Origin of the sequence: Mycobacterium sp. smrl_JER01, from assembly GCF_048513595.2 — a bacterium.
Taxonomy (GTDB): Bacteria; Actinomycetota; Actinomycetes; order Mycobacteriales; family Mycobacteriaceae; genus Mycobacterium.
The window spans coordinates 2,909,521-2,927,657 of record NZ_JBLXXK020000001.1 but is presented as its reverse complement, the minus strand read 5'-3'; the positions used below and the strand labels follow the sequence as shown (position 1 = coordinate 2,927,657).

Sequence of the window (18,137 nt, the reverse complement as noted above, 5' to 3'; positions counted from 1 at the left end):
GTCACGGATTCAGCACGCCGGTGAGTGCATCTGCCACGACGCGATACGCCACGGCTTCCTCGACGTGCACCCCCGGGAAGAAATAGAAGCCGTGCGGCATCCCGGCGGGAAAGTACTCGTGGACCCGGCCGCCGGCGCGGCGGATCCGATCGGCGAAGGCACGGGCCGAGTCGACGATCGGATCGTGGGTGCCGGCCACGACGACAGCCGGCGGATAGTCCGTCAGATCTCCCTCGATGGGGCTGATCCAAGGATGGCTCCAGGGTGTCGCACCCACATACGCACCGCGGATGAAGCCGGCGAACGCCATGTCGTAGACGATGCCGCGGGGTGCCAGCGCAAGGAAGGACGGCCACCGCTCGAACTGGAAATCGGCGAAAGCGCCCAGCATCACCACGGCGTCGGGCACCCGCACGCCTTCGTCACGGGCACGCAGCGGCAGCGCGGCGGCGAAGTTCGACCCCGCGGAATCGCCTGCCACCACCACCCGGCTGATGTCGGCGCCCAAGTCCGCTCCGTGTTCGCTCACCCATGTGTAGACGTCGAAGGCGTCGTCGAACGGAACCGGGAACATGTACTCGGGCGCCGATCGGTAGTTGGCCGACACCACCAGTGCCGAGTTGGTGACGGCGAGCTTGCGGGCCAGGAAGTCGCAGTCCTCGGAGGATCCGACGGTGAACCCGCCACCGTGGTAGTACACGATCACCGGCAACAGTCCCGGCCGGCAGGCGGTCGGCCGGTACACCTGGCAGCGCGCGACGCCGTCGCGCACCGGCAGATAGACCTGTACGACGTCGACGTCGGGTACCGCATCGGCTCCCGCCGGTGGGACCAGGCTCGGATCCGGTTGGTGCCCGTCGCCTATGTAGCCGGTACGGACCGGTGCGATCATCAGATCGCGAAGTGCCACCGGTCGCCGGTTGTTCGCGATCACGCGATACATCGGCATCGCGGGATCGTCGGCGTCGATGTAGTCGAGTCCGTCGATGATCACCGGTGCGGTGACGTCGATCTTCCCTGCCGGAATTCTGCGCAGTGAATCTCGCACCACCGTCGACCTAGGACTGCCCCGCGGACGACATCAGCCGTCGGTGCTCATCGTCGTCGACGGCGACGGCCTCGTCGACGAGCAGCACCGGAATCCCGTCGTCGACGCGATACTTGCGTCGCAGGCGGGGGTTGTACAGGGAATCCTCGATCAGCAGCAGCGGCCCGCGGTCCTGCGGGCAGACCAGGATCGCCCGCAACCTTTCGTCCAATGCCATCAGCGACCGGGCATCGGGAAGATCGTGTCCCCATCCTGCTGCATCGGATTGCCGGGCGACCAGCCCGGCTGACCGGCGATTCCGGGGGTGGCGACCGGCGGTGCGCCGCCGCCCTGCGGCATCTGATTGGAGGACTGCGCGAGAACCTTGCGCTGGTAGGTCAGCGTCGACTGCAGCGCGTCGATCAGCGGTTTCTGATTGGGGCGCGCATCCAGCCCGGCCGCCAGCGCCTGGGTGTTGGCGATCGACGGTCTGATTCCGCGGGCGCGCAGGTTCATCACCTGCTCGATCAGCTTCGACACCTGGCCACCGCCCCGGCCGGTCTGGTACTGCTGCGAGATCATCATCAGAACCTGGTCCGGCGAGATCCGCGGAGCCGGTGGTTCCTCGGCCTGCGTGGTGGGCTGCGCCGATGCCATCGGGGCGACCGCGGTCACCGAGCCGAATGCGAGCGCGGCACCCAAGAGGGCGCCGGTGGCCGCGCGGTACAGCGACGAACGGGTCAAGCTGTCCTGCCTCGTCATCCCAACCTCCGTAATCGACCCGGCGAGCCTAACAGCGCAGCCCGAGCCGGGCATCACTGCTGACTGCCCACGATCTCGCTGCGCACGGCAGCGGTCAACCGCTTGTACCGATTGCTATCGGGGTCGAGGTACCAAGCGTTACGGGACGCCTTGGGAATGCCCTGCTTCTGCAGTGGTCCCGCCAGCGGACGGAACGTCGCGGTCAGGGTCATGTCGGGGACCACGTGGACGATGTCGGGCGCATTTCCTACCGGCAGCCCGGCCAACGCCTCGGAGAGGTCAGCCGACGGGACGCTGCCGCCCGGGGACAGCGCCAACGCCGTCACCGCCAGGGTTTCGCCGCCGGCGTCCACCGCATAGGTGACCGCCATGTCGACCGCCCCGAGCTTGCCGACGGCGTCGTTGACCGTAGCGGCGAACACCGGGCCCCGCCGGGTGTGGATCACCGACGCCCGGTTGTCGACCAGCCAGTAGTCGCCGTCCTCGTCACGGCGGAACAGGTACTCGGTGGACACCCAGGTGTCGGCGGGGGCGAACACACCGCGCTTCACCGAGGCCAACGGGTCCACCGGCCCGCGCGGGTGCGCGAGCAGCACGCCCACCTCCCCCGTCTCGGCACGCCGGACGAAACCGCGGTCGTCTTCGAGGATGAGATTGTCCTCCGGATCGAAGGCGGCCAGCGCGATCTCACCGCCACCCGGCAACGGCCGGCCCTTGCTGCCGATCTTGGCGCCCTTGACGTTGGCGAGCACCGCCTGGCCGTCGGTGGTGGCGAAGAACTCGACGACGTTGGCCGGCTCGAATATGTCCACGACCCGTTTCCACAACCCGGCGGGCATTCCGGAGCCGATGAAGAGCCGGACCGGGTGACTTCCGTTGAGGGAGAACGCCGGGTCGTCGATGACCTCGCGCAGCATCGCCCAGGTGTAGGACACCACGGTCACGCCGTACTGCCGGATCTCCTGGAGGAATCGGTCCGGGCGCAGCTCCCGCGACAGGGCGATGCGGGCACCTCCGACGACCGCACCGCCGAGGCTGACCAGCAGGCCCGACTGATGGTGCAGCGGCGTCAGGCAGTAGACGGTGTCGTTGCGGCTGAGGTTGGCCGCCGATGCGGTGCCGAACGCCGACAGCGCCCAGCGGTAGTTGGTGATCTGGCGCGCGATGAGCTCGCCGCTGATGGAGCTGAACCCGATGAAGGCGAGGTCACGGGCAAGTCCGGGATTGGGCCGGTACCAGCCGGGCAGCTCGACGACGTCGGGGTCGATCTTCTCCATGTCGATGACGTCGCCGTCGCCGTTCTGGTCCAGGTGCAGATCCCGGGCCTCGCCACCGCCGAGCACCAGCACACGCATGTCGAGGGCGCGCGCGGATTCGAGGTTGCTCGGGTCGGTGATGATCTCGGTGACCGCGCCGAGCCGGGCCGCCTCGGCCAGGTCGGCGTCGGCCGGCATGAGGACCGCCACCGCGCCGAGCCGGGACAGCGCCGCGATGGCGACCAGGGCACTCGGCCGCGTCCCCATCAGAACCCCGACGCGCGCCCCCTGCCGTACGCCGACCGCGATCAGCCCACGCACCACGTTGTTGATGCGGCGGTCGACGGCTTCATAGGTGTGTACCCGGCCGTCGAACAGCAGCGCCTCACCGTGCGGTAGATCGCGGGCCTGCTCACTCATGATGCGGCCCAATGAGATTCGAGTGTGATCGTTGACCTGTCCGAGCCGGGCCAACCGGGGCAGGGTGCGCGCAGTCTCGACCGCGAGGGTGCGTGCCGACTTGTTGGCGGTCACCAGCGCGCCGGCGGCCGACCGGGCCAGGCTGAAAGCCATCTCGGTGGCCGCGGTCGCGCTGTGCGCCAGACGTGAGGCCAACGAGACGCCGCTCTCGCTCGGCTCGGCGGGTTGCAGCGGCATCGGCGTCACACCCTCGGGCATGATGCCGCCTCCGTCGAGCCATCGCACCCACTCGGCCACCGTCGGCCACGTCGCGCCGGCGGCCTTGGAGCCCACCACCAAGCCGAAATGGCCCGACCTGATCAGGAACTCATACACGTCGGCCTGGGGTGCGGCCCGCTTGATGCCACGCACCGATGCCGGCTGGCCGATATCGTCGACCTCCCCGATCACCGCCAGCACCGGGCAGTCGATGTCGGAGAGCGTGACCAGGTTCCCGTGGATCGAGAACCCGCCCGTCATCATCCGGTTGTGGGCGATGAACTGCTTGAGCAGCTCGGAGATCGCCGGACCCGACCATGCGATCCAGCCCTCGGAGGCCAGGAAACGGCGCTGCTGCTCGCGCGGGAGCAGCGCCTCACGGTCGTGCAGCTGGCGCAGGAAATCGAGCCGCGACTGCGCCGTCTTGACCGGGTCGAGCATCTGAAACCCGGTGCGCGCCAGCCAGCCCGGGATGTCGATCCGACTGAACACGTGGTCGGCCATGAAATCGGCGGCGACCGGGGCCAGGCTGGCGGGCAGATTCATGGGCAGCGCGGCCAGCGTGTCCACCGGCGATCCGAATGCCACGATGCTGGCGAGGTCCTTCGACCGTCGGTAGGCGGCGGTCTGGTAGGCGAACATGCCGCCCTGCGAGTACCCGGCCAGGTGCACATCACGTCCCGTGACGGTTTTGACGGTGTCGATCGCCTCGCTGAGCGCCACCACATGGTCGGCGAGATTGCGCTGCATCCCGCCCTCGATCTTGTCGGGCGAACCGAAGTCGATGACCCAGGGATCGACTCCGGCCTTGTGCAGAATGCCGACGGCGCCTTCATCGCGGGTGACGTCCCACATGTCGGCCGACATCATCATCGGGTGCACCATCAGCACCGGGGGGCCGGGAGGCGTGGCGCCGGGCCGGCTGTCGGGTGGGAAGTAGCGCCGGAGCCGGTACATCGGCACGCTCTCGACAATCTGGAACGGTGACGGTACGGCGCCGGTCTCCAGTCCGCCGTAGCGCAGCACCTCCAGCCCGTTCTGGGCGGTCGCGACCAGCCGTCCCACCGGTCTGGTGATCGCCGAGAGATCCACCACCCGCGTCACTCCCCACTGTCCATGTGCGCTCCCCCGACTGCCGTCGTCATCATGGCACAGCGCCCGCATAGGATCGGCGGCTGATGGCAAACCTGATCAACCTGGAGCGGGCCACCGTCGGGTACGGCACCAGGACATTGCTCGACGGTGTCAGCCTCGGCGTCGAAGAAGGCGACGCGATCGGCGTCGTGGGCCGAAACGGCGACGGCAAGACCACCCTGCTGAAGGTGCTGACCGCCGCCCAGGAACCCGACTCGGGCCGGGTCACCCACACATCGGGCCTGTCGGTCGGCTATCTGCGCCAGGCCGACGACTTCGACGCCGGTTCCTCGGTGCGGGATGTGATCGTCGGCGGCCGCCCCGACCACATCTGGGCGGCCGAAGCCGACACCCGCGCGGTTGTCGAGCATCTGCTGGCCGAGGTCAGCCTGGACGCCGACGTCACCGCCCTGTCCGGCGGTGAACGGCGCCGGGTCGCCCTGGCCGAGGTGCTGCTGGCCGGCCACGACGTCCTGGTCCTCGACGAACCCACCAACCATCTCGACGTCGAGGTGATCGGGTGGCTGGCCGGCTTGCTCACCACCCGGCCGGCGAAGGCACTGGTGGTGGTCAGTCACGACCGGTGGTTCCTCGACTCGGTGTGCAGCAAGACCTGGGAGGTGCACGACGGAGTCGTCGACGCCTACGACGGTGGTTACGCCGCCTACGTGCTGGCCCGCGCCGAACGGATGCGGGTGGCTGCCGGTACCGAGGCGCGTCGCCGCAACCTGATGCGCAAGGAGCTGGCGTGGCTGCGGCGCGGCCCACCGGCGCGGACCTCGAAGCCACGCTTCCGCATCCAGGCGGCCAACGAGTTGATCGCCGACGAACCGCCGCCGCGGGACTCGCTGGTGCTGCAGCGCTTCGCCACCAGCCGGCTGGGCAAGGACGTATTCGACCTGCACCGGGTGCGGCTCGAAGTCGGCGAACCGCCCCGGGTGCTGCTCGACGGCATCGACTGGTCGATCGGCCCGGGTGCCCGGATCGGCCTGGTCGGGGTCAACGGCACCGGTAAGACGTCGGTGCTGCGGCTGCTTGCCGGCGACCTGACGCCCTCCTCGGGCACCGTCAAGCGCGGCGCGACGCTGCGCATCGGCCATCTCAGTCAGGCGCTCAAGGAGCTCGACCCGTCCGCCCGTGTCCTCGACGCGGTCGAGGACCGCCGCCGGGTCAGCGAGCTGGCCGGCGGCCGGGAGATCACCGCCGACACTCTGCTGAAGGATTTCGGCTTCGTCGGAGACAAGCTGACCACCCGCATCGGTGAACTCTCCGGCGGCGAGCGCAGGCGGCTGCAGTTCCTGCGACTGTTGCTCGACGAACCCAACGTGTTGCTGCTCGACGAGCCGACCAACGATCTGGACATCGACACGTTGACCGTCATCGAGGACTATCTGGACGGGTGGCCCGGAACGCTGATCGTGGTGACGCACGACCGTTATTTCCTCGAGCGGGTCAGCGACGTGACCTACGCGCTGACCGGCGGGGGACGCTGCGACCTGCTGCCGGGCGGGATCGAGCAGTACCTGGCCGATCGTGCGGCCGCCGACAGCGCCGCACCGGCGAGAGCCGAACCCACCCGTCCCGAGTCCGCCGCGGCCCGTGAGCGCCGCACCGGCAAGGAGCTGGCCCGGATCGAGAACCAGCTCGCCAAACTCGAGGACCGCATCACCGCGGTGCATGAGTCGATGGCGCAGGCCGCCGCCGACCATGTGCGCGCCGGTGAGTTGAACATGGAGCTCGGTGAATTGTTGGCGCGCAAGGATTCACTTGAGGAGGCGTGGCTGGCGGCCGCCGAGGACGGCGGATGAACGCACTGCTGCGGCCGTTGGTGCTGTGCCTTCGTTTCTGGCCGCAGCTGGCCGCCTGCTACCTGCTGGGGCTGTTGGCCCGGCGCGGGGCGATCGAGCTGGCGGCGTGGGCCGGTCACGACAACGACGTCTGGGCGTCGTTGATCATGCCGCTGGCGGGGCTGGCCCGTCTGGCCTCCTACGTCGCGATGTTCTTCGTGCTGCGCAGCGCGATTCCCGTGCTGGCGGCGCTGCCGCGCCGGTCTGCGCGCCGCGTCGATGTGTTTTCCACCGTGATCGTGCCGTTCTTCGCGATCTATCTGGCCTGGAAGTTGTTCGCCGAGGACTGGATCGCGTTCGAGGGGCGCAGCCTCGATTACCGGATCGCCGACGCGATCGCGACGCCCGGCATCACCGAACTGCACCCCGAGACATTGCCGGTCGGCACCCTCACGTGGGCCTTGATCTTCGCCGCCCTCGTGCTGCGCTATGTGCTCAGCCGTCTGCGCGACCGCCTCCCCGGCTGGATGCTGGGCGTCCGGGTGTACGTGGACGCGCTGTGGGTGTTCCTCGGTGTCAGTTTCGCCGCCAGCAAGGACCTGACCTTCTTCCTCAATCCCACCGGTTGGCTGTCGCAGCGACGGATCGTGGTGTGGTTCAACGAGACGCGCGCCGAACTGTTCTCCCATCTGCGGCCGCTGGAGATGCTCTGGGACACCGTGACCTGGGCGGTGACCACGGTGCTCGGCGGCGCCACGATACCGCTGCTGTGGCTGGCGGTGGCAGCGATCGTCTACGGCGTGACGATGCCCGAGGACTGGCGGGGTGCCGCACGGCGTCTTGCCGGCCGCCCGGCCGACCTGCTGTTCGAGCGGGCGGCCGCCCGCAAGGAACTGGTGCGGGCCCGCTGGTCCCGGCTACCTGACGTCCGCCGGCACGAGGTACGCGACTGGCTGCTGTCCAGGCTGGGCAATTACCGGACGATCACCGACGCGGCCCGGCTGATCATGCACGGCGGTGTGCTGGCGTTGTCGTTGTACGTGCTGGGTTATCTGGGTCTGGCGTGGCTGGACATGGCGGGCAGCTTTTATCGGCCGGAGGTGCGGGCCGGCTACCTGTTCCGGGGTGTGGCGTGGTGGCTGGGGCCTCATCCGATGGCGTTCTGGGACTGGGCGCAGCCGGCACTGGTGTTTGTGTCCCACCTGATCATCGAGCCCTTGCGGGTGTGCCTGATCGCCGCCACGGTGGCCTATTGCGCCGAACACGTCGGCTCGAACCAGACTAGAGCAGCATCCGCACCGTGATCTGACGATCGTGGGTGACGTCCAGCGCGGTCGGAACGGCGTCGGAGGGCAGCACGAAGCCGAACTGGAGACGCCCCGGCTTGTCGCACAGCGCGTTCACCCCGTCCGGTGGGATCGGCGCGAATCCGCCGACACCTTCTGCGTCCCAGCGCCGTTCACCGTCGGTGAGGACCGCGCCGCAGTATCCGGGTAGCGGTGTCCCGGTCCAGTCGACGACGATCACGGTCAACACCGTGCCGGCGGGAAGTGGCGGCCCGAAGCTCAGACCGCTGCGGTTCTGGTGGCGGATGGACACCAGCTCCCAGGTCTGGCCGTCCGCCGAGCCGCGCTCGCCGGCGGGCACCACCAACCGCGGGGTGACCGTGTTGCGGTATGCCGACCACTGCGGTCCGAAGTCGATGGCGATGAAGGCACCCACCGTGCACGCGACGACGGCCAGGCCGAGCACGTTGCGCTGCCAGAGCGCGGCCGGCCACCTCATTCGGCGCTCAGTTCTGGACGGGTGAGCTCCACCGCTGCTGCTCTGCTGAGCCGTCGGTCGTCGGTGGGAATCGCGATGGCGAGCCGGGAGTCCAGGATGTCGCTGCCCGTCCACACCCGCAGCGTGAGCGGTTCGGCGGCACCGGCGGCGACCAGTGGCGCAGCGACATCGAAGACCCAGCTGCCGCGCTGGGTGATGCCCGGAGCGATCTCCGCCCTGAGGGTGTCCATGAAGAACCGGTCGGTCGGGGCATAGGTGTTGGGTCCGACGATCAACTCGGCTCGGGGCAGCTCGGTGGATCGGGTCGCCTGCAACACGGTGTCGACGACGACCCAGTTACCGGCTGCAGGAACCGAATTCACCTGCGGTGCAATGCGTACCGCGGTGACGGTGGCGACGACCGTCCGGCCTGGTACGGGTTCTCCTGCCACGCCGCGGACCTCGAACGGACCGTACAGATCGGTCGGCGCCGGAAGGTGGTGCCACACCACCGCGGCCGCTGCCACGACGGCCAGGACGCCGCACACCGACATGACCGCCCCGAGACCCGACTTCGGTTGCCGCTCAGCCTGGTTCACGACGGTCCTCCGACGGTCAGCTCGGTGACCCCGTAATCGGTGAGGCTGTCGAGCCATTCCTTGCCGCCGTAGGTGACCATCAACTGACGGTAGTTCTTCTTCCACACCCGGACCGTGATCGTGTCACCCACGGCGACAGCGTCGTCGGGGACGAGCCAGGCGAACACCAGCTGCTCGGTCAGGCCCGGCCCGAGGGCCGGGATCGGCGAGCCGTCGCGGTACCGGAAGACGCCGTAGAACTCCTTGGCCGACAGGTTGCGCACGTCCAGCTCGTTGCGCAGTCGTCCCGGCGACGTCCCGTCGTTGCGAACGGTGGCGACCACGCCGAGATACCGGTGACCGGGTTTGGGCGGGCCGATGACGCGTCCACCGCCCTGCACGCTGGGGACCAGACTCGCCCGCGCCACGCTGAGGGTGAACTGTCCGTCGCTGAAGTCCTCTCCCGGCGCGAACGGGGTGGCCTTGTCGTCGACGGTGTCCAGCCCGCCGAACAACGCCGCGACGGCCAGGATCGCCGCGACGCCGGCCTTCCACAACTGGCTGATCCTGCGCTCGGCCAGCCACTGTCGCAGAGGGGATCGTCGGCTGACGGCGGGCGCGTCATCGGCCGGCCCGGTGTCCATACCGTGGATGCTAGCCGCGCAGCCGGGCCCGCAATTCATCGGTGGCGACCCGCACCGCGCCGAGCTGTCTGGCGACCTGGACCGGCGCGGTGCCACCCCGGGCGTCCCGTGAGTTCACCGAACCCTCGGTGGTGAGAACGTCGCGCACGTCCGGGGTGAGGTCAGGGTGGATTCCGGCGAGCTCGGCGTCGACGAGGTCTTCGAGCCCGACACCGCGTGCCTCGGCCGCCCGCACCGCAGCCCCTGCGGCTTCATGGGCGACCCGGAACGGCACGCCGCGGCGTACCAGCCACTCGGCGACATCGGTGGCCAGCGTGTAGCCGAGCGGTGCCAGCTCGGCCATCCGGTCCACGTCGAAGCGCAGGGTGCCGACCAGACCGGCCATCGCGGGCAGCAGCAGCTCCAGCTGCGCCACCGAATCGAAGACCGGTTCCTTGTCCTCCTGCAGATCGCGGTTGTACGCCAGCGGTTGGGCTTTGAGGGTGGCCAGCAGACCGGTCAGGTTGCCGATCAGTCTGCCGGCCTTGCCGCGGGCCAGCTCGGCGATGTCGGGATTCTTCTTCTGCGGCATGATCGAACTGCCGGTCGACCAGGCGTCGTGCAGGGTGACGTACCCGAATTCTGTGGTGCTCCAGAGGATGACATCCTCGGCCAGCCGCGACAGATCGACCCCGATCATCGACAGGACGAACGCCGCCTCGGCGGCGAAATCGCGGGCAGCGGTGGCATCGATGGAATTGTCTGCCGCGGCATGGAAGCCCAGTTCCTCGGCGATGGCGTCCGGGTCGAGGCCGAGTGAGGATCCTGCCAGCGCCCCGGATCCGTAGGGCGATACCGCCGCCCGGGTGTCGAAGTCGGCCAGACGGTCCACATCGCGCAGCAGCGGGTGCGCGTGGGCGAGCAGGTGGTGCGCCAGCAGCACCGGCTGCGCCGACTGCAGATGGGTCTTGCCCGGCATGATCGCGGTCGGGTGCGCTGCCGCCTGGGTGGCCAGTGCGGACACCACCTCCAGCACGCCGTCGGCGACCCGTCGGACCGCGTCCCGCAGCCACAGCCGGAACAGAGTGGCCACCTGGTCGTTGCGGGACCGTCCCGCGCGCAGCCGACCGCCCAGATCAGGTCCGACCCGCTCGATCAGTCCGCGTTCCAGCGCGCCGTGCACGTCCTCGTCGGTGACGATCGGCCCGAAGGTGCCGTCGGCGACGTCGGAGCCCAGGCTGTCCAGCCCGGCGAGCAGTCCGTCGCGCTGCTCCTCGGTCAGCAGCCCCGCCCGGAACAGCACGCGGGCGTGGGCCTTGGATGCCAGGACGTCATAGGGGGCCAGGACCCAGTCGAAGTGGGTGGACTTGCTCAGCGCGGCAAGGGGTTCGGCGGGACCGTCGGCGAACCGTCCGCCCCACAACGAACCCTCGTTGGTGCTCATCGGTGTCCCGTCGACGCGGTGCGAGCGTGCGTGTTGGCCCGGTTTCCGCCGCGCGCCGGCCTGCAGACACGCACACTCGCGGTACTGGGACCGGGGCTGGGGATCGCGGTCACTTGCCCGCCAGGTCCCGGCGCGCCGACAGGCTCGACGACAACCCGTGCACGTGCACGAACCCCTTGGCCGCCGACTGGTCGAAGGTGTCACCCTCGTCGTAGGTAGCGAGGTTGAAGTCGTACAGCGATTCGGCGCTGCGACGGCCGTTCACCGCGATGTGGCCGCCGTGCAGCACCAGCCGGATCTCACCGCTGACGTGTTCCTGGGTCTTGGCGACGAACGACTCCAGCGCCGTCTTCAGCGGGGAATACCACAGCCCGTCGTACACCAGCTCACCCCACTTCTGATCGGTGGTCCGCTTGAACCGGCCCAGCTCACGCTCCAGGGTGACGTGTTCGAGCTCGGTGTGTGCGGTGATCAGCACCATGGCACCGGGCGCCTCGTAGATCTCCCGGCTCTTGATGCCCACCAACCGGTCCTCGACGACATCCAGCCGGCCCACCCCCTGCGCACCGGCGCGCCGGTTGAGCTCTTCGATGGCCTGCAAGACGGTGACCGGGCTGCCGTCCAGGGACACCGGCACTCCCTTGTCGAACCCGACGACGACCTCGTCGGGGCTGCTCCAGTTGATCGTCGGATCCTCGGTGTAGTCGTAGACGTCCTTGGTGGGCGCGTTCCACAGATGCTCCAGGAAGCCGGTTTCCACGGCACGGCCCCAGACGTTCTGGTCGATGGAGAACGGCGAGCGCTTGGTCACATTGATCGGGATGGCGTTCTCCTCGGCGAACGCGATGGCCTTCTCCCGGGTCCACGCATAGTCGCGGACCGGGGCGAGGACCTCCAGATCGGGTGCCAGCGAGGCGAATCCCACCTCGAAGCGCACCTGGTCGTTGCCCTTGCCGGTGCAACCGTGCGCGACGATGCCGCCGCCGTGCTCGCGGGCCGCGTCGACCAGGTGCTTGACGATCAGCGGGCGACTTAACGCCGAGACCAGGGGGTAGCGGTCCATGTAGAGCGCGTTGGACTGGATGGCGGGCAGGCAGTACTGCTCGGCGAATTCGTCGCGGGCGTCCACGACGACGGCCTCGACGGCGCCGCAGTCCAGCGCGCGCTGGCGCACCACCTCCATGTCCTCGCCGCCCTGTCCGAGATCGATGGCGACCGCGACGACCTCACGTCCGGTCTCCTTGCCGATCCAGCTGATCGCCACCGAGGTGTCGAGACCGCCGGAATACGCCAGGATGACGCGCTCGGACATACGGAACTCCTTTTTGTTGACGTACTTCAGGCTTTCGAGAGGTTCTCGATGGTGGCGGCCAGTTCGGCGCCGGTCATCGGTTCGCGGGCGATGACGAGGATGGTGTCATCGCCGGCGACGGTGCCGACCACATAGGGTAGCGAGGCACGGTCGAGCGCACTGGCCAGGTAGTGGGCCGCCCCGGGCGGGGTGCGCAGCACGGCGAGGTTGGCGCTGAAGTCCGTCGACACCAGCAGATCCCCGAGCAGCCGGGTCACCCGTTCGGTGCCACCGGCGACCCCGCGCACCGGGCTGCCGTCCTCGGGGACGATGTACACCCCGACACCGCCGTCGGCGCCGCGCAGCTTCACCGCGCCGAGTTCCTCGAGATCGCGTGACAGCGTCGCCTGGGTGACATCGATGCCCTCATCGGCCAGTAGCGCGGCCAACTCGCTCTGGCTGCGCACCGATTGCGCAGACAACAGGGCCACGATGCGGGCCTGCCGGCCGGCGCGGGTACTGGCGGCCGTCATCGCGGGTTCGTCTTGTCGAGCAACCACACCAGCAGCGCCTTCTGCGCGTGCAACCTGTTCTCGGCCTCGTCCCACACCGCGCTGCGCGGACCGTCGATCACCTCGTCGGTGATCTCGTGTCCGCGGTGGGCCGGAAGGCAGTGCAGCACGACCGCTTGCGAGTCGGCACGGTCGAGCATCTCGGAGTTGACCTGGAAGGGCCGGAACGGCCGAACCCGGTCCAGGCCGTCGTTCTCCTGACCCATCGAGGTCCACGTGTCGGTGACCAACACGTCGGCGCCTTCGGCGGCCCGCACCGGATCGTCGGTGAGTGCGACCGTGGCACCGGTCTGGTGAGCCCGGGTCTCGGCCGCCGCGACGAACATCGGATGCGGCTCGAAACCGCGCGGTGCGGCGATGGTCACGTCGATGCCTGCGGTCACCCCGCCCAGCATCAGCGAGTGCGCCATGTTGTTGGCTCCGTCGCCGAAGTAGCTCAGCCGCAGCCCTTTCAGAGCACCTTTACGCTCGGCCAGCGTCTGCAGGTCAGCAAGCACCTGGCACGGATGGAACTCGTCGGACAGCGCATTGATTATGGGGACGGAGGCACCACTCGCCATCGCGGTCAGCCGCTCCTGGGCAAACGTCCGCCACACGATCGCGTCGACGTAACGCGACAACACCCGCCCGGTGTCCTCCAACGTCTCCTCGCGTCCCAGCTGGGTGCTGCGGCCGTCGACCACCACGGCGTGACCGCCCAGTTCGGCGATACCCATTTCGAAGGAGAATCGGGTCCGGGTCGAGTTCTTCTCGAAGATCACCGCGACGCCGCGCGGGCCCTCGAGCGGACGACGACGGAAGCGGTCCTTCTTGAGCTCGGCCGCCAGCTCCAGCACCTCGGCCTGCTCCTCGGGCGAGAAATCGTCGTCGCGCAGAAAATGCCGGGTCATGACCGAACCGCCTCATCGAGAACCGTGGGGAGCGCTGACAGAAACGACTCGACCTGCGCCTCGGTGATCACCAGCGGTGGGGCCAGCCGGACGACGTCGGGCGCGGCCGCGTTGACCAGGAAACCCGCTTCCCGGGCGGCGGTCTCGACACGTTTGGCCGACTCGGCGGTCAGCACGATGCCGCGCAACAATCCGCGACCCCGGACCCGGTCGACCAGCGGATGGTTGAGCGCCTCGACGCCGTGCGCGATGGTCTTGCCCAGTACATCGGCCCGCTCCACCAGACCGTCATCGGCGAGCACCGTCAACACCGCCAGGCCGGCCGCTGTGCACACCGGGTTGCCGCCGAACGTGCTGCCGTGCAGTCCCGGCGTCAGCAGGTCGGCGGTGTCGCCGACGGCCAGGCAGGCACCGATGGGCAGGCCGCCACCGAGACCCTTGGCCAGGGTCACGACGTCGGGGGTGATGCCGTCGTGCTGGTGCGCGTAGAACGCCCCGGTCCGGCCGACACCGGTCTGCACCTCGTCGAGAACCAGCAGTGCGCCGTGCGCGGCGGTGATCTCCCGGGCCGCGACCAGGTATCCGGCCGGCGGGACGACGACGCCGCCCTCCCCCATGATCGGTTCCAGGAACACCGCGGCGGTGTCCCCGTCGACGGCGGCGCGCAGGGCCTCCGCGTCGCCGTAGGGCACATGGGTGACCTCGCCGGGCAGCGGCTCGAACGGCGCCTGCTTGCTCGGCTGGCCGGTCAGCGCCAGTGACCCCATCGTACGGCCATGAAAAGCGCCTTGCGCGGCAACGACTTTCGTCCGGCCGGTGAGCCGGGAAATCTTGAAGGCCACCTCGTTGGCCTCGGTGCCGGAGTTGCAGAAGAACGCCTTGGCGGGCGCACCCAGCAGTCCGACGAGAGCTTCGGCGAGCGCGACACCGGGCTCGGTGGCGTACAGATTGGAGGTGTGCCCGAGCGTGTTCAGCTGCCGGGTGACCGCCTCGATCACCGCAGGATGGCGGTGGCCGAGCACGTTGACGGCGATGCCGCCCAGCAGATCGAGGTAGGAGTTGCCGTCGACGTCGGTGACCACTGCCCCGTCACCGCCGGCGAGCGCCAGTGGCGGCGTCCCGTAGTTGTTCATCATGACCGCCGACCAGCGGTTGAGTAGATCACTCACGCGGAATGCACCACCTTCGTACCAGCGCCCTCGTCGGTGAACAGTTCGACCAGCACGCAGTGCTCGACCCGACCGTCGATGACGTGCGCACTGGGCACGCCGCCGGTGATCGCCCGCAGGCACGCCTCGATCTTGGGCACCATGCCCTCCTCCAGGGTGGGAAGCAGTTCGCTGAGTTCCTCGGAGTTGATCTGGCTGACCAGCGAATCGCGATCGGGCCAGCGGGTGTACAGACCCTCGACATCGGTGAGCATGAGCAGTTTCTCGGCGCCCAGGGCTTCGGCCAGCGCGGCCGCCGCGGTGTCGGCGTTGATGTTGTAGACCAGTCCGGCGGTGTCCGGGGCGATCGTCGACACCACCGGAATGCGCCCCGCCCCGATCAGGTCCACCACCGCGTCGGTGTTGACCCGCTCGACATCGCCGACCAGACCGATGTCGGTGGCGACACCGTCCACCATGACGGTACGTCGCACCGCGGTGAACAGGTGGGCGTCCTCACCGGTGATGCCGACCGCGTAGGGTCCGTGCGCATTGATCAGGTTGACCAGTTCACGCCCGACCTGCCCGAACAACACCATCCGGGCGACGTCGAGCACCTCTGGTGTGGTGACCCGGAATCCGCCCTTGAAATCGCCTGGGATACCGAGCTTTTTGAGCATGGCAGAGATCTGCGGGCCGCCGCCGTGCACCACGACAGGGTGGACGCCGCAGTTGCGCAGGAACACCATGTCGGCGGCGAAGGCGGCCTTGAGCCGTTCGTCGGTCATCGCGTTGCCGCCATACTTGACCACCACGATCTTGTCGTGCAGTGCGGTGAGCCACGGCAGCGCGTCGGCCAGTACGCGCGCCTTCTCCGGTGTCGTCGGGCTCACGAGCTGTACGCCGAATTCTCTTCGACGTAGGCATGCGACAGGTCGGTGGTGCGGATCGAAGCCGACTCCGATCCGACGCCGAGATCGACCACGACCGCGATCTCCTCCCCCGACAAATCCACATCGCGAGCTCCCGGTGCCCCGACGCCGTCGATGCACACCGGAGAACCGTTGAAGGACACGACGATACGATCCGGATCCAGCTTGACCGGCGCCATCCCGACGGCGGCCAGCACCCGGCCCCAGTTCGGGTCGGAGCCGAACAGCGCGGTCTTGACCAGGCTGTCCCGCGCGATCACCCGGGCCGCGGTGACCGCGTCGTCCTCACTGCCTGCGCCGGTGACGGTGATCAGGATCCGCTTGGTGACACCCTCGGCGTCGGCCTGCAGTTGCGCGCACAGGTCGTCGCAGACCCGTAGCACCGCGTCATCGAGTTCGGCCTGGCTGGGCGCGACCTCGCTGGCACCCGAGGACAACAGCAGAACGGTGTCGTTGGTCGAGCAGCTGCCGTCGACATCGAGGCGGTCGAAGGTGCGGGCGGCCGCTTTCGTCAGCGCCGCGTGCAGAGCCTGCGCACTGGCCACGGCATCGGTGGTGATCACGCACAGCATTGTCGCCAGCGACGGTGCCAGCATGCCGGCGCCCTTGGCCATCCCGCCCACGGTCCATTTGTCGTCATGGTGCAGCGCAACCTGTTTGGGCACGGTGTCGGTGGTCATGATCGCGCGGGCGGCTTCCTCGCCGCCGGTCAGGCCGCCGGCCATCTCGTGCACGATCTCCTGGACACCGGCCAGCATCTTGTCCATCGGCAGCCGGTCACCGATCAGCCCGGTCGAGCACACCGCGACCTCGACGGCACCGGTCTCGGTGCCCCAGTCCGACAGCGCGGCCGCGACCGCCTCGGCGGTGGCGTGGGTGTCCTGGAATCCGCCGGGGCCGGTGCAGGCGTTGGCGCCGCCGGAGTTCAGGATGACCGCACGCAGCCGTCCGGTGGTCAGCACCTGTTGCGACCACAGCACCGGCGCGGCCTTGACCTTGTTGCGGGTGAATACGCCCGCGGCGGCATGATCAGGCCCTTCGTTGAACACCAGGGCCAGATCCAGGTTCCCGGAAGCCTTGATGCCCGCCGAGATCCCGGTGGCCCGGAAGCCGGCTGGGGCGGTGACACCCTGGGTGCGCAGCAGCCGGGTCACGGTGCCACCCCAACCGTCGAGAGCCCCTCGGCCTCGGGCCATCCCAGCGCGAGATTCATCGACTGCACGGCCGCACCCCCGGTTCCCTTCACGAGGTTGTCGATGGCGGCGATCGCGACGAACGTCGAAGCATCCTCGTCGACCGCGATCGCGATCTGAGCGGCGTTGCTGCCGATGACCGCACCGGTCTTGGGCAACCGCCCCTCGGGCAGCAGGTGGACGAAAAGCTCGTCGGTATAGGCTTTTTCGTAGGCCGCGCGCAGCTGTGACAGCGACGCGTCGGTGCGCGCCGTACAGGTGGCCAGGATTCCCCGCGAGGTCGGGATCAGCACCGGGGTGAACGACACCGTGACATCGGTGCCGGTGACACCGCGCAGGCCCTGGGCGATCTCGGGGGTGTGCCGGTGTGTACCGCCGACGCTGTACGCGCGTGCGGACCCGATGATCTCGGCGCCGAGCAGGTCCACCTTGGCCGAGCGGCCCGCACCCGAGGCCCCGCTGACCGCGACGACGGTGACGGCAGGCTCGACGAGACCTTCGGCGAGCGCCGGCCACAACGCCAGCAGCGCGGCGGTGGGATAGCAACCGGGCACCGCGACCCGCGTGGCGCCCCGGAGCCGGTCCCTGCCGCCGGGCAGCTCCGGAAGGCCGTAGGGCCAGCTCCCCGCATGCTCGGAACCGTAGAACCGCTGCCAGGCGCCCGGGTCGGTGAGCCGGAAGTCCGCGCCGCAGTCGACGATGACGACATCCGGGCCGAGCTGTTCGGCCAGGGCGGCCGAATGCCCGTGCGGCAGACCGAGGAACACCACGTCATGGCCGGCCAGCGCGTCCAGTTCGGTCGGCTCCAGGATGCGGTCGGCCAACGGCAGCAGATGCGGATGGTGTTCGGCCAGCGCGGTCCCGGCGCTGGCCGCAGCGGTGAGTGCCCCGATGGTCAGCCGGCCGTCCGCGAAGGCGGGGTGCCCGAGAAGCAGACGAAGCACCTCCCCTCCGGCATAACCGCTGGCCCCGGCCACTGCGACGGATGTCATACCGGTGATGATGCATGGTTATGCACGAGGATGCAAATCAATTTCAACCGGCCGGGGCCGGTGGCG

Annotated in this window: 17 protein-coding genes; 2 read left to right on the top strand and 15 right to left on the bottom strand. The window is 68.9% G+C overall.

Features of this window, described 5'->3' with window-relative positions:
- Nucleotide 1: 1 nt before the first annotated feature.
- From ACNUDN_RS13845 to ACNUDN_RS13830, 4 genes are read right to left on the bottom strand one after another with little or no spacing between them, the layout of a single operon-like run.
- Nucleotides 2-1,048, bottom strand: a complete 1,047-nt coding sequence (locus tag ACNUDN_RS13845; RefSeq protein WP_419122472.1) for an alpha/beta hydrolase — start codon at nucleotides 1,046-1,048, stop codon at nucleotides 2-4.
- Nucleotides 1,049-1,058: 10 nt separating this feature from the next.
- On the bottom strand, nucleotides 1,059-1,265 hold the full coding sequence (locus ACNUDN_RS13840; protein WP_419122471.1) for a Trm112 family protein: 207 nt from the start codon (nucleotides 1,263-1,265) through the stop codon (nucleotides 1,059-1,061).
- The gene (locus ACNUDN_RS13835) at nucleotides 1,265-1,789 is read right to left on the bottom strand and encodes a hypothetical protein (protein ID WP_419122470.1); all 525 of its coding nucleotides are present in this window, start codon (nucleotides 1,787-1,789) and stop codon (nucleotides 1,265-1,267) included. The genes ACNUDN_RS13840 and ACNUDN_RS13835 overlap by 1 nt, the downstream gene beginning before the upstream one ends.
- A 53-nt stretch (nucleotides 1,790-1,842) precedes the next feature.
- Entirely contained in the window at nucleotides 1,843-4,818 is a 2,976-nt protein-coding gene (locus ACNUDN_RS13830) for an acyl-CoA synthetase (RefSeq protein WP_419125162.1), read from the bottom strand.
- Nucleotides 4,819-4,901: 83 nt separating this feature from the next.
- On the opposite strand from ACNUDN_RS13830, the gene ACNUDN_RS13825 reads away from it, so the two are divergent.
- Nucleotides 4,902-6,665: an ABC-F family ATP-binding cassette domain-containing protein gene (locus ACNUDN_RS13825; RefSeq protein WP_419122469.1), complete on the top strand. Its 1,764-nt coding sequence runs from the start codon at nucleotides 4,902-4,904 to the stop codon at nucleotides 6,663-6,665.
- On the top strand, nucleotides 6,662-7,948 hold the full coding sequence (locus ACNUDN_RS13820; protein ID WP_419122468.1) for a hypothetical protein: 1,287 nt from the start codon (nucleotides 6,662-6,664) through the stop codon (nucleotides 7,946-7,948). Before ACNUDN_RS13825 ends, ACNUDN_RS13820 begins: the two co-directional genes overlap by 4 nt.
- Here the strand turns inward: ACNUDN_RS13820 and ACNUDN_RS13815 are convergent.
- The 11 genes from ACNUDN_RS13815 to argC form a co-directional block, all read right to left on the bottom strand.
- Nucleotides 7,926-8,429 (bottom strand): hypothetical protein, encoded by a 504-nt coding sequence (locus tag ACNUDN_RS13815; RefSeq protein WP_419122467.1) that lies wholly within the window; start codon nucleotides 8,427-8,429, stop codon nucleotides 7,926-7,928. The two genes, ACNUDN_RS13820 and ACNUDN_RS13815, sit on opposite strands and share 23 nt — an antisense overlap.
- Nucleotides 8,426-9,007: a hypothetical protein gene (locus ACNUDN_RS13810; RefSeq protein ID WP_419122466.1), complete on the bottom strand. Its 582-nt coding sequence runs from the start codon at nucleotides 9,005-9,007 to the stop codon at nucleotides 8,426-8,428. Before ACNUDN_RS13810 ends, ACNUDN_RS13815 begins: the two co-directional genes overlap by 4 nt.
- Entirely contained in the window at nucleotides 9,004-9,630 is a 627-nt protein-coding gene (locus ACNUDN_RS13805) for a hypothetical protein (protein WP_419122465.1), read from the bottom strand. The genes ACNUDN_RS13810 and ACNUDN_RS13805 overlap by 4 nt, the downstream gene beginning before the upstream one ends.
- A 10-nt stretch (nucleotides 9,631-9,640) precedes the next feature.
- Nucleotides 9,641-11,053 (bottom strand): argininosuccinate lyase, encoded by a 1,413-nt coding sequence (argH, locus tag ACNUDN_RS13800; protein WP_419122464.1) that lies wholly within the window; start codon nucleotides 11,051-11,053, stop codon nucleotides 9,641-9,643.
- A gap of 109 nt (nucleotides 11,054-11,162) precedes the next feature.
- Nucleotides 11,163-12,365: an argininosuccinate synthase gene (locus ACNUDN_RS13795; RefSeq protein WP_419122463.1), complete on the bottom strand. Its 1,203-nt coding sequence runs from the start codon at nucleotides 12,363-12,365 to the stop codon at nucleotides 11,163-11,165.
- Nucleotides 12,366-12,391: 26 nt separating this feature from the next.
- Complete coding sequence (locus ACNUDN_RS13790) at nucleotides 12,392-12,877, bottom strand: arginine repressor (protein ID WP_419122462.1); 486 nt, start codon at nucleotides 12,875-12,877, stop codon at nucleotides 12,392-12,394.
- Entirely contained in the window at nucleotides 12,874-13,806 is a 933-nt protein-coding gene (argF, locus tag ACNUDN_RS13785) for an ornithine carbamoyltransferase (RefSeq protein ID WP_419122461.1), read from the bottom strand. Before argF ends, ACNUDN_RS13790 begins: the two co-directional genes overlap by 4 nt.
- Nucleotides 13,803-14,975, bottom strand: coding sequence for an acetylornithine transaminase (locus ACNUDN_RS13780; protein WP_419122460.1), 1,173 nt, complete (start codon nucleotides 14,973-14,975; stop codon nucleotides 13,803-13,805). The genes argF and ACNUDN_RS13780 overlap by 4 nt, the downstream gene beginning before the upstream one ends.
- The gene (argB, locus tag ACNUDN_RS13775) at nucleotides 14,972-15,847 is read right to left on the bottom strand and encodes an acetylglutamate kinase (RefSeq protein WP_419122459.1); all 876 of its coding nucleotides are present in this window, start codon (nucleotides 15,845-15,847) and stop codon (nucleotides 14,972-14,974) included. Before argB ends, ACNUDN_RS13780 begins: the two co-directional genes overlap by 4 nt.
- A complete protein-coding gene (gene argJ, locus ACNUDN_RS13770) occupies nucleotides 15,844-17,082 on the bottom strand; it encodes a bifunctional glutamate N-acetyltransferase/amino-acid acetyltransferase ArgJ (protein WP_419122458.1) in 1,239 nt (412 codons plus the stop codon). The genes argB and argJ overlap by 4 nt, the downstream gene beginning before the upstream one ends.
- The gene (gene argC / locus ACNUDN_RS13765) at nucleotides 17,037-18,071 is read right to left on the bottom strand and encodes an N-acetyl-gamma-glutamyl-phosphate reductase (protein WP_419122457.1); all 1,035 of its coding nucleotides are present in this window, start codon (nucleotides 18,069-18,071) and stop codon (nucleotides 17,037-17,039) included. Before argC ends, argJ begins: the two co-directional genes overlap by 46 nt.
- Nucleotides 18,072-18,137 lie beyond the last annotated feature (66 nt).

Coding starts and splice junctions, on each gene's coding strand:
- ACNUDN_RS13840 (WP_419122471.1), bottom strand. CDS start 1,265: ATGGCATTGGACGAAAGGTTGCGGGCGATCCTGGTCTGCCCGCAGGAC.
- ACNUDN_RS13835 (WP_419122470.1), bottom strand. CDS start 1,789: ATGACGAGGCAGGACAGCTTGACCCGTTCGTCGCTGTACCGCGCGGCC.
- ACNUDN_RS13825 (WP_419122469.1), top strand. CDS start 4,902: ATGGCAAACCTGATCAACCTGGAGCGGGCCACCGTCGGGTACGGCACC.
- ACNUDN_RS13820 (WP_419122468.1), top strand. CDS start 6,662: ATGAACGCACTGCTGCGGCCGTTGGTGCTGTGCCTTCGTTTCTGGCCG.
- ACNUDN_RS13815 (WP_419122467.1), bottom strand. CDS start 8,429: ATGAGGTGGCCGGCCGCGCTCTGGCAGCGCAACGTGCTCGGCCTGGCC.
- ACNUDN_RS13805 (WP_419122465.1), bottom strand. CDS start 9,630: ATGGACACCGGGCCGGCCGATGACGCGCCCGCCGTCAGCCGACGATCC.
- argH (WP_419122464.1), bottom strand. CDS start 11,053: ATGAGCACCAACGAGGGTTCGTTGTGGGGCGGACGGTTCGCCGACGGT.
- ACNUDN_RS13795 (WP_419122463.1), bottom strand. CDS start 12,365: ATGTCCGAGCGCGTCATCCTGGCGTATTCCGGCGGTCTCGACACCTCG.
- ACNUDN_RS13790 (WP_419122462.1), bottom strand. CDS start 12,877: ATGACGGCCGCCAGTACCCGCGCCGGCCGGCAGGCCCGCATCGTGGCC.
- argF (WP_419122461.1), bottom strand. CDS start 13,806: ATGACCCGGCATTTTCTGCGCGACGACGATTTCTCGCCCGAGGAGCAG.
- argJ (WP_419122458.1), bottom strand. CDS start 17,082: ATGGCCCGAGGCCGAGGGGCTCTCGACGGTTGGGGTGGCACCGTGACC.
- argC (WP_419122457.1), bottom strand. CDS start 18,071: ATGACATCCGTCGCAGTGGCCGGGGCCAGCGGTTATGCCGGAGGGGAG.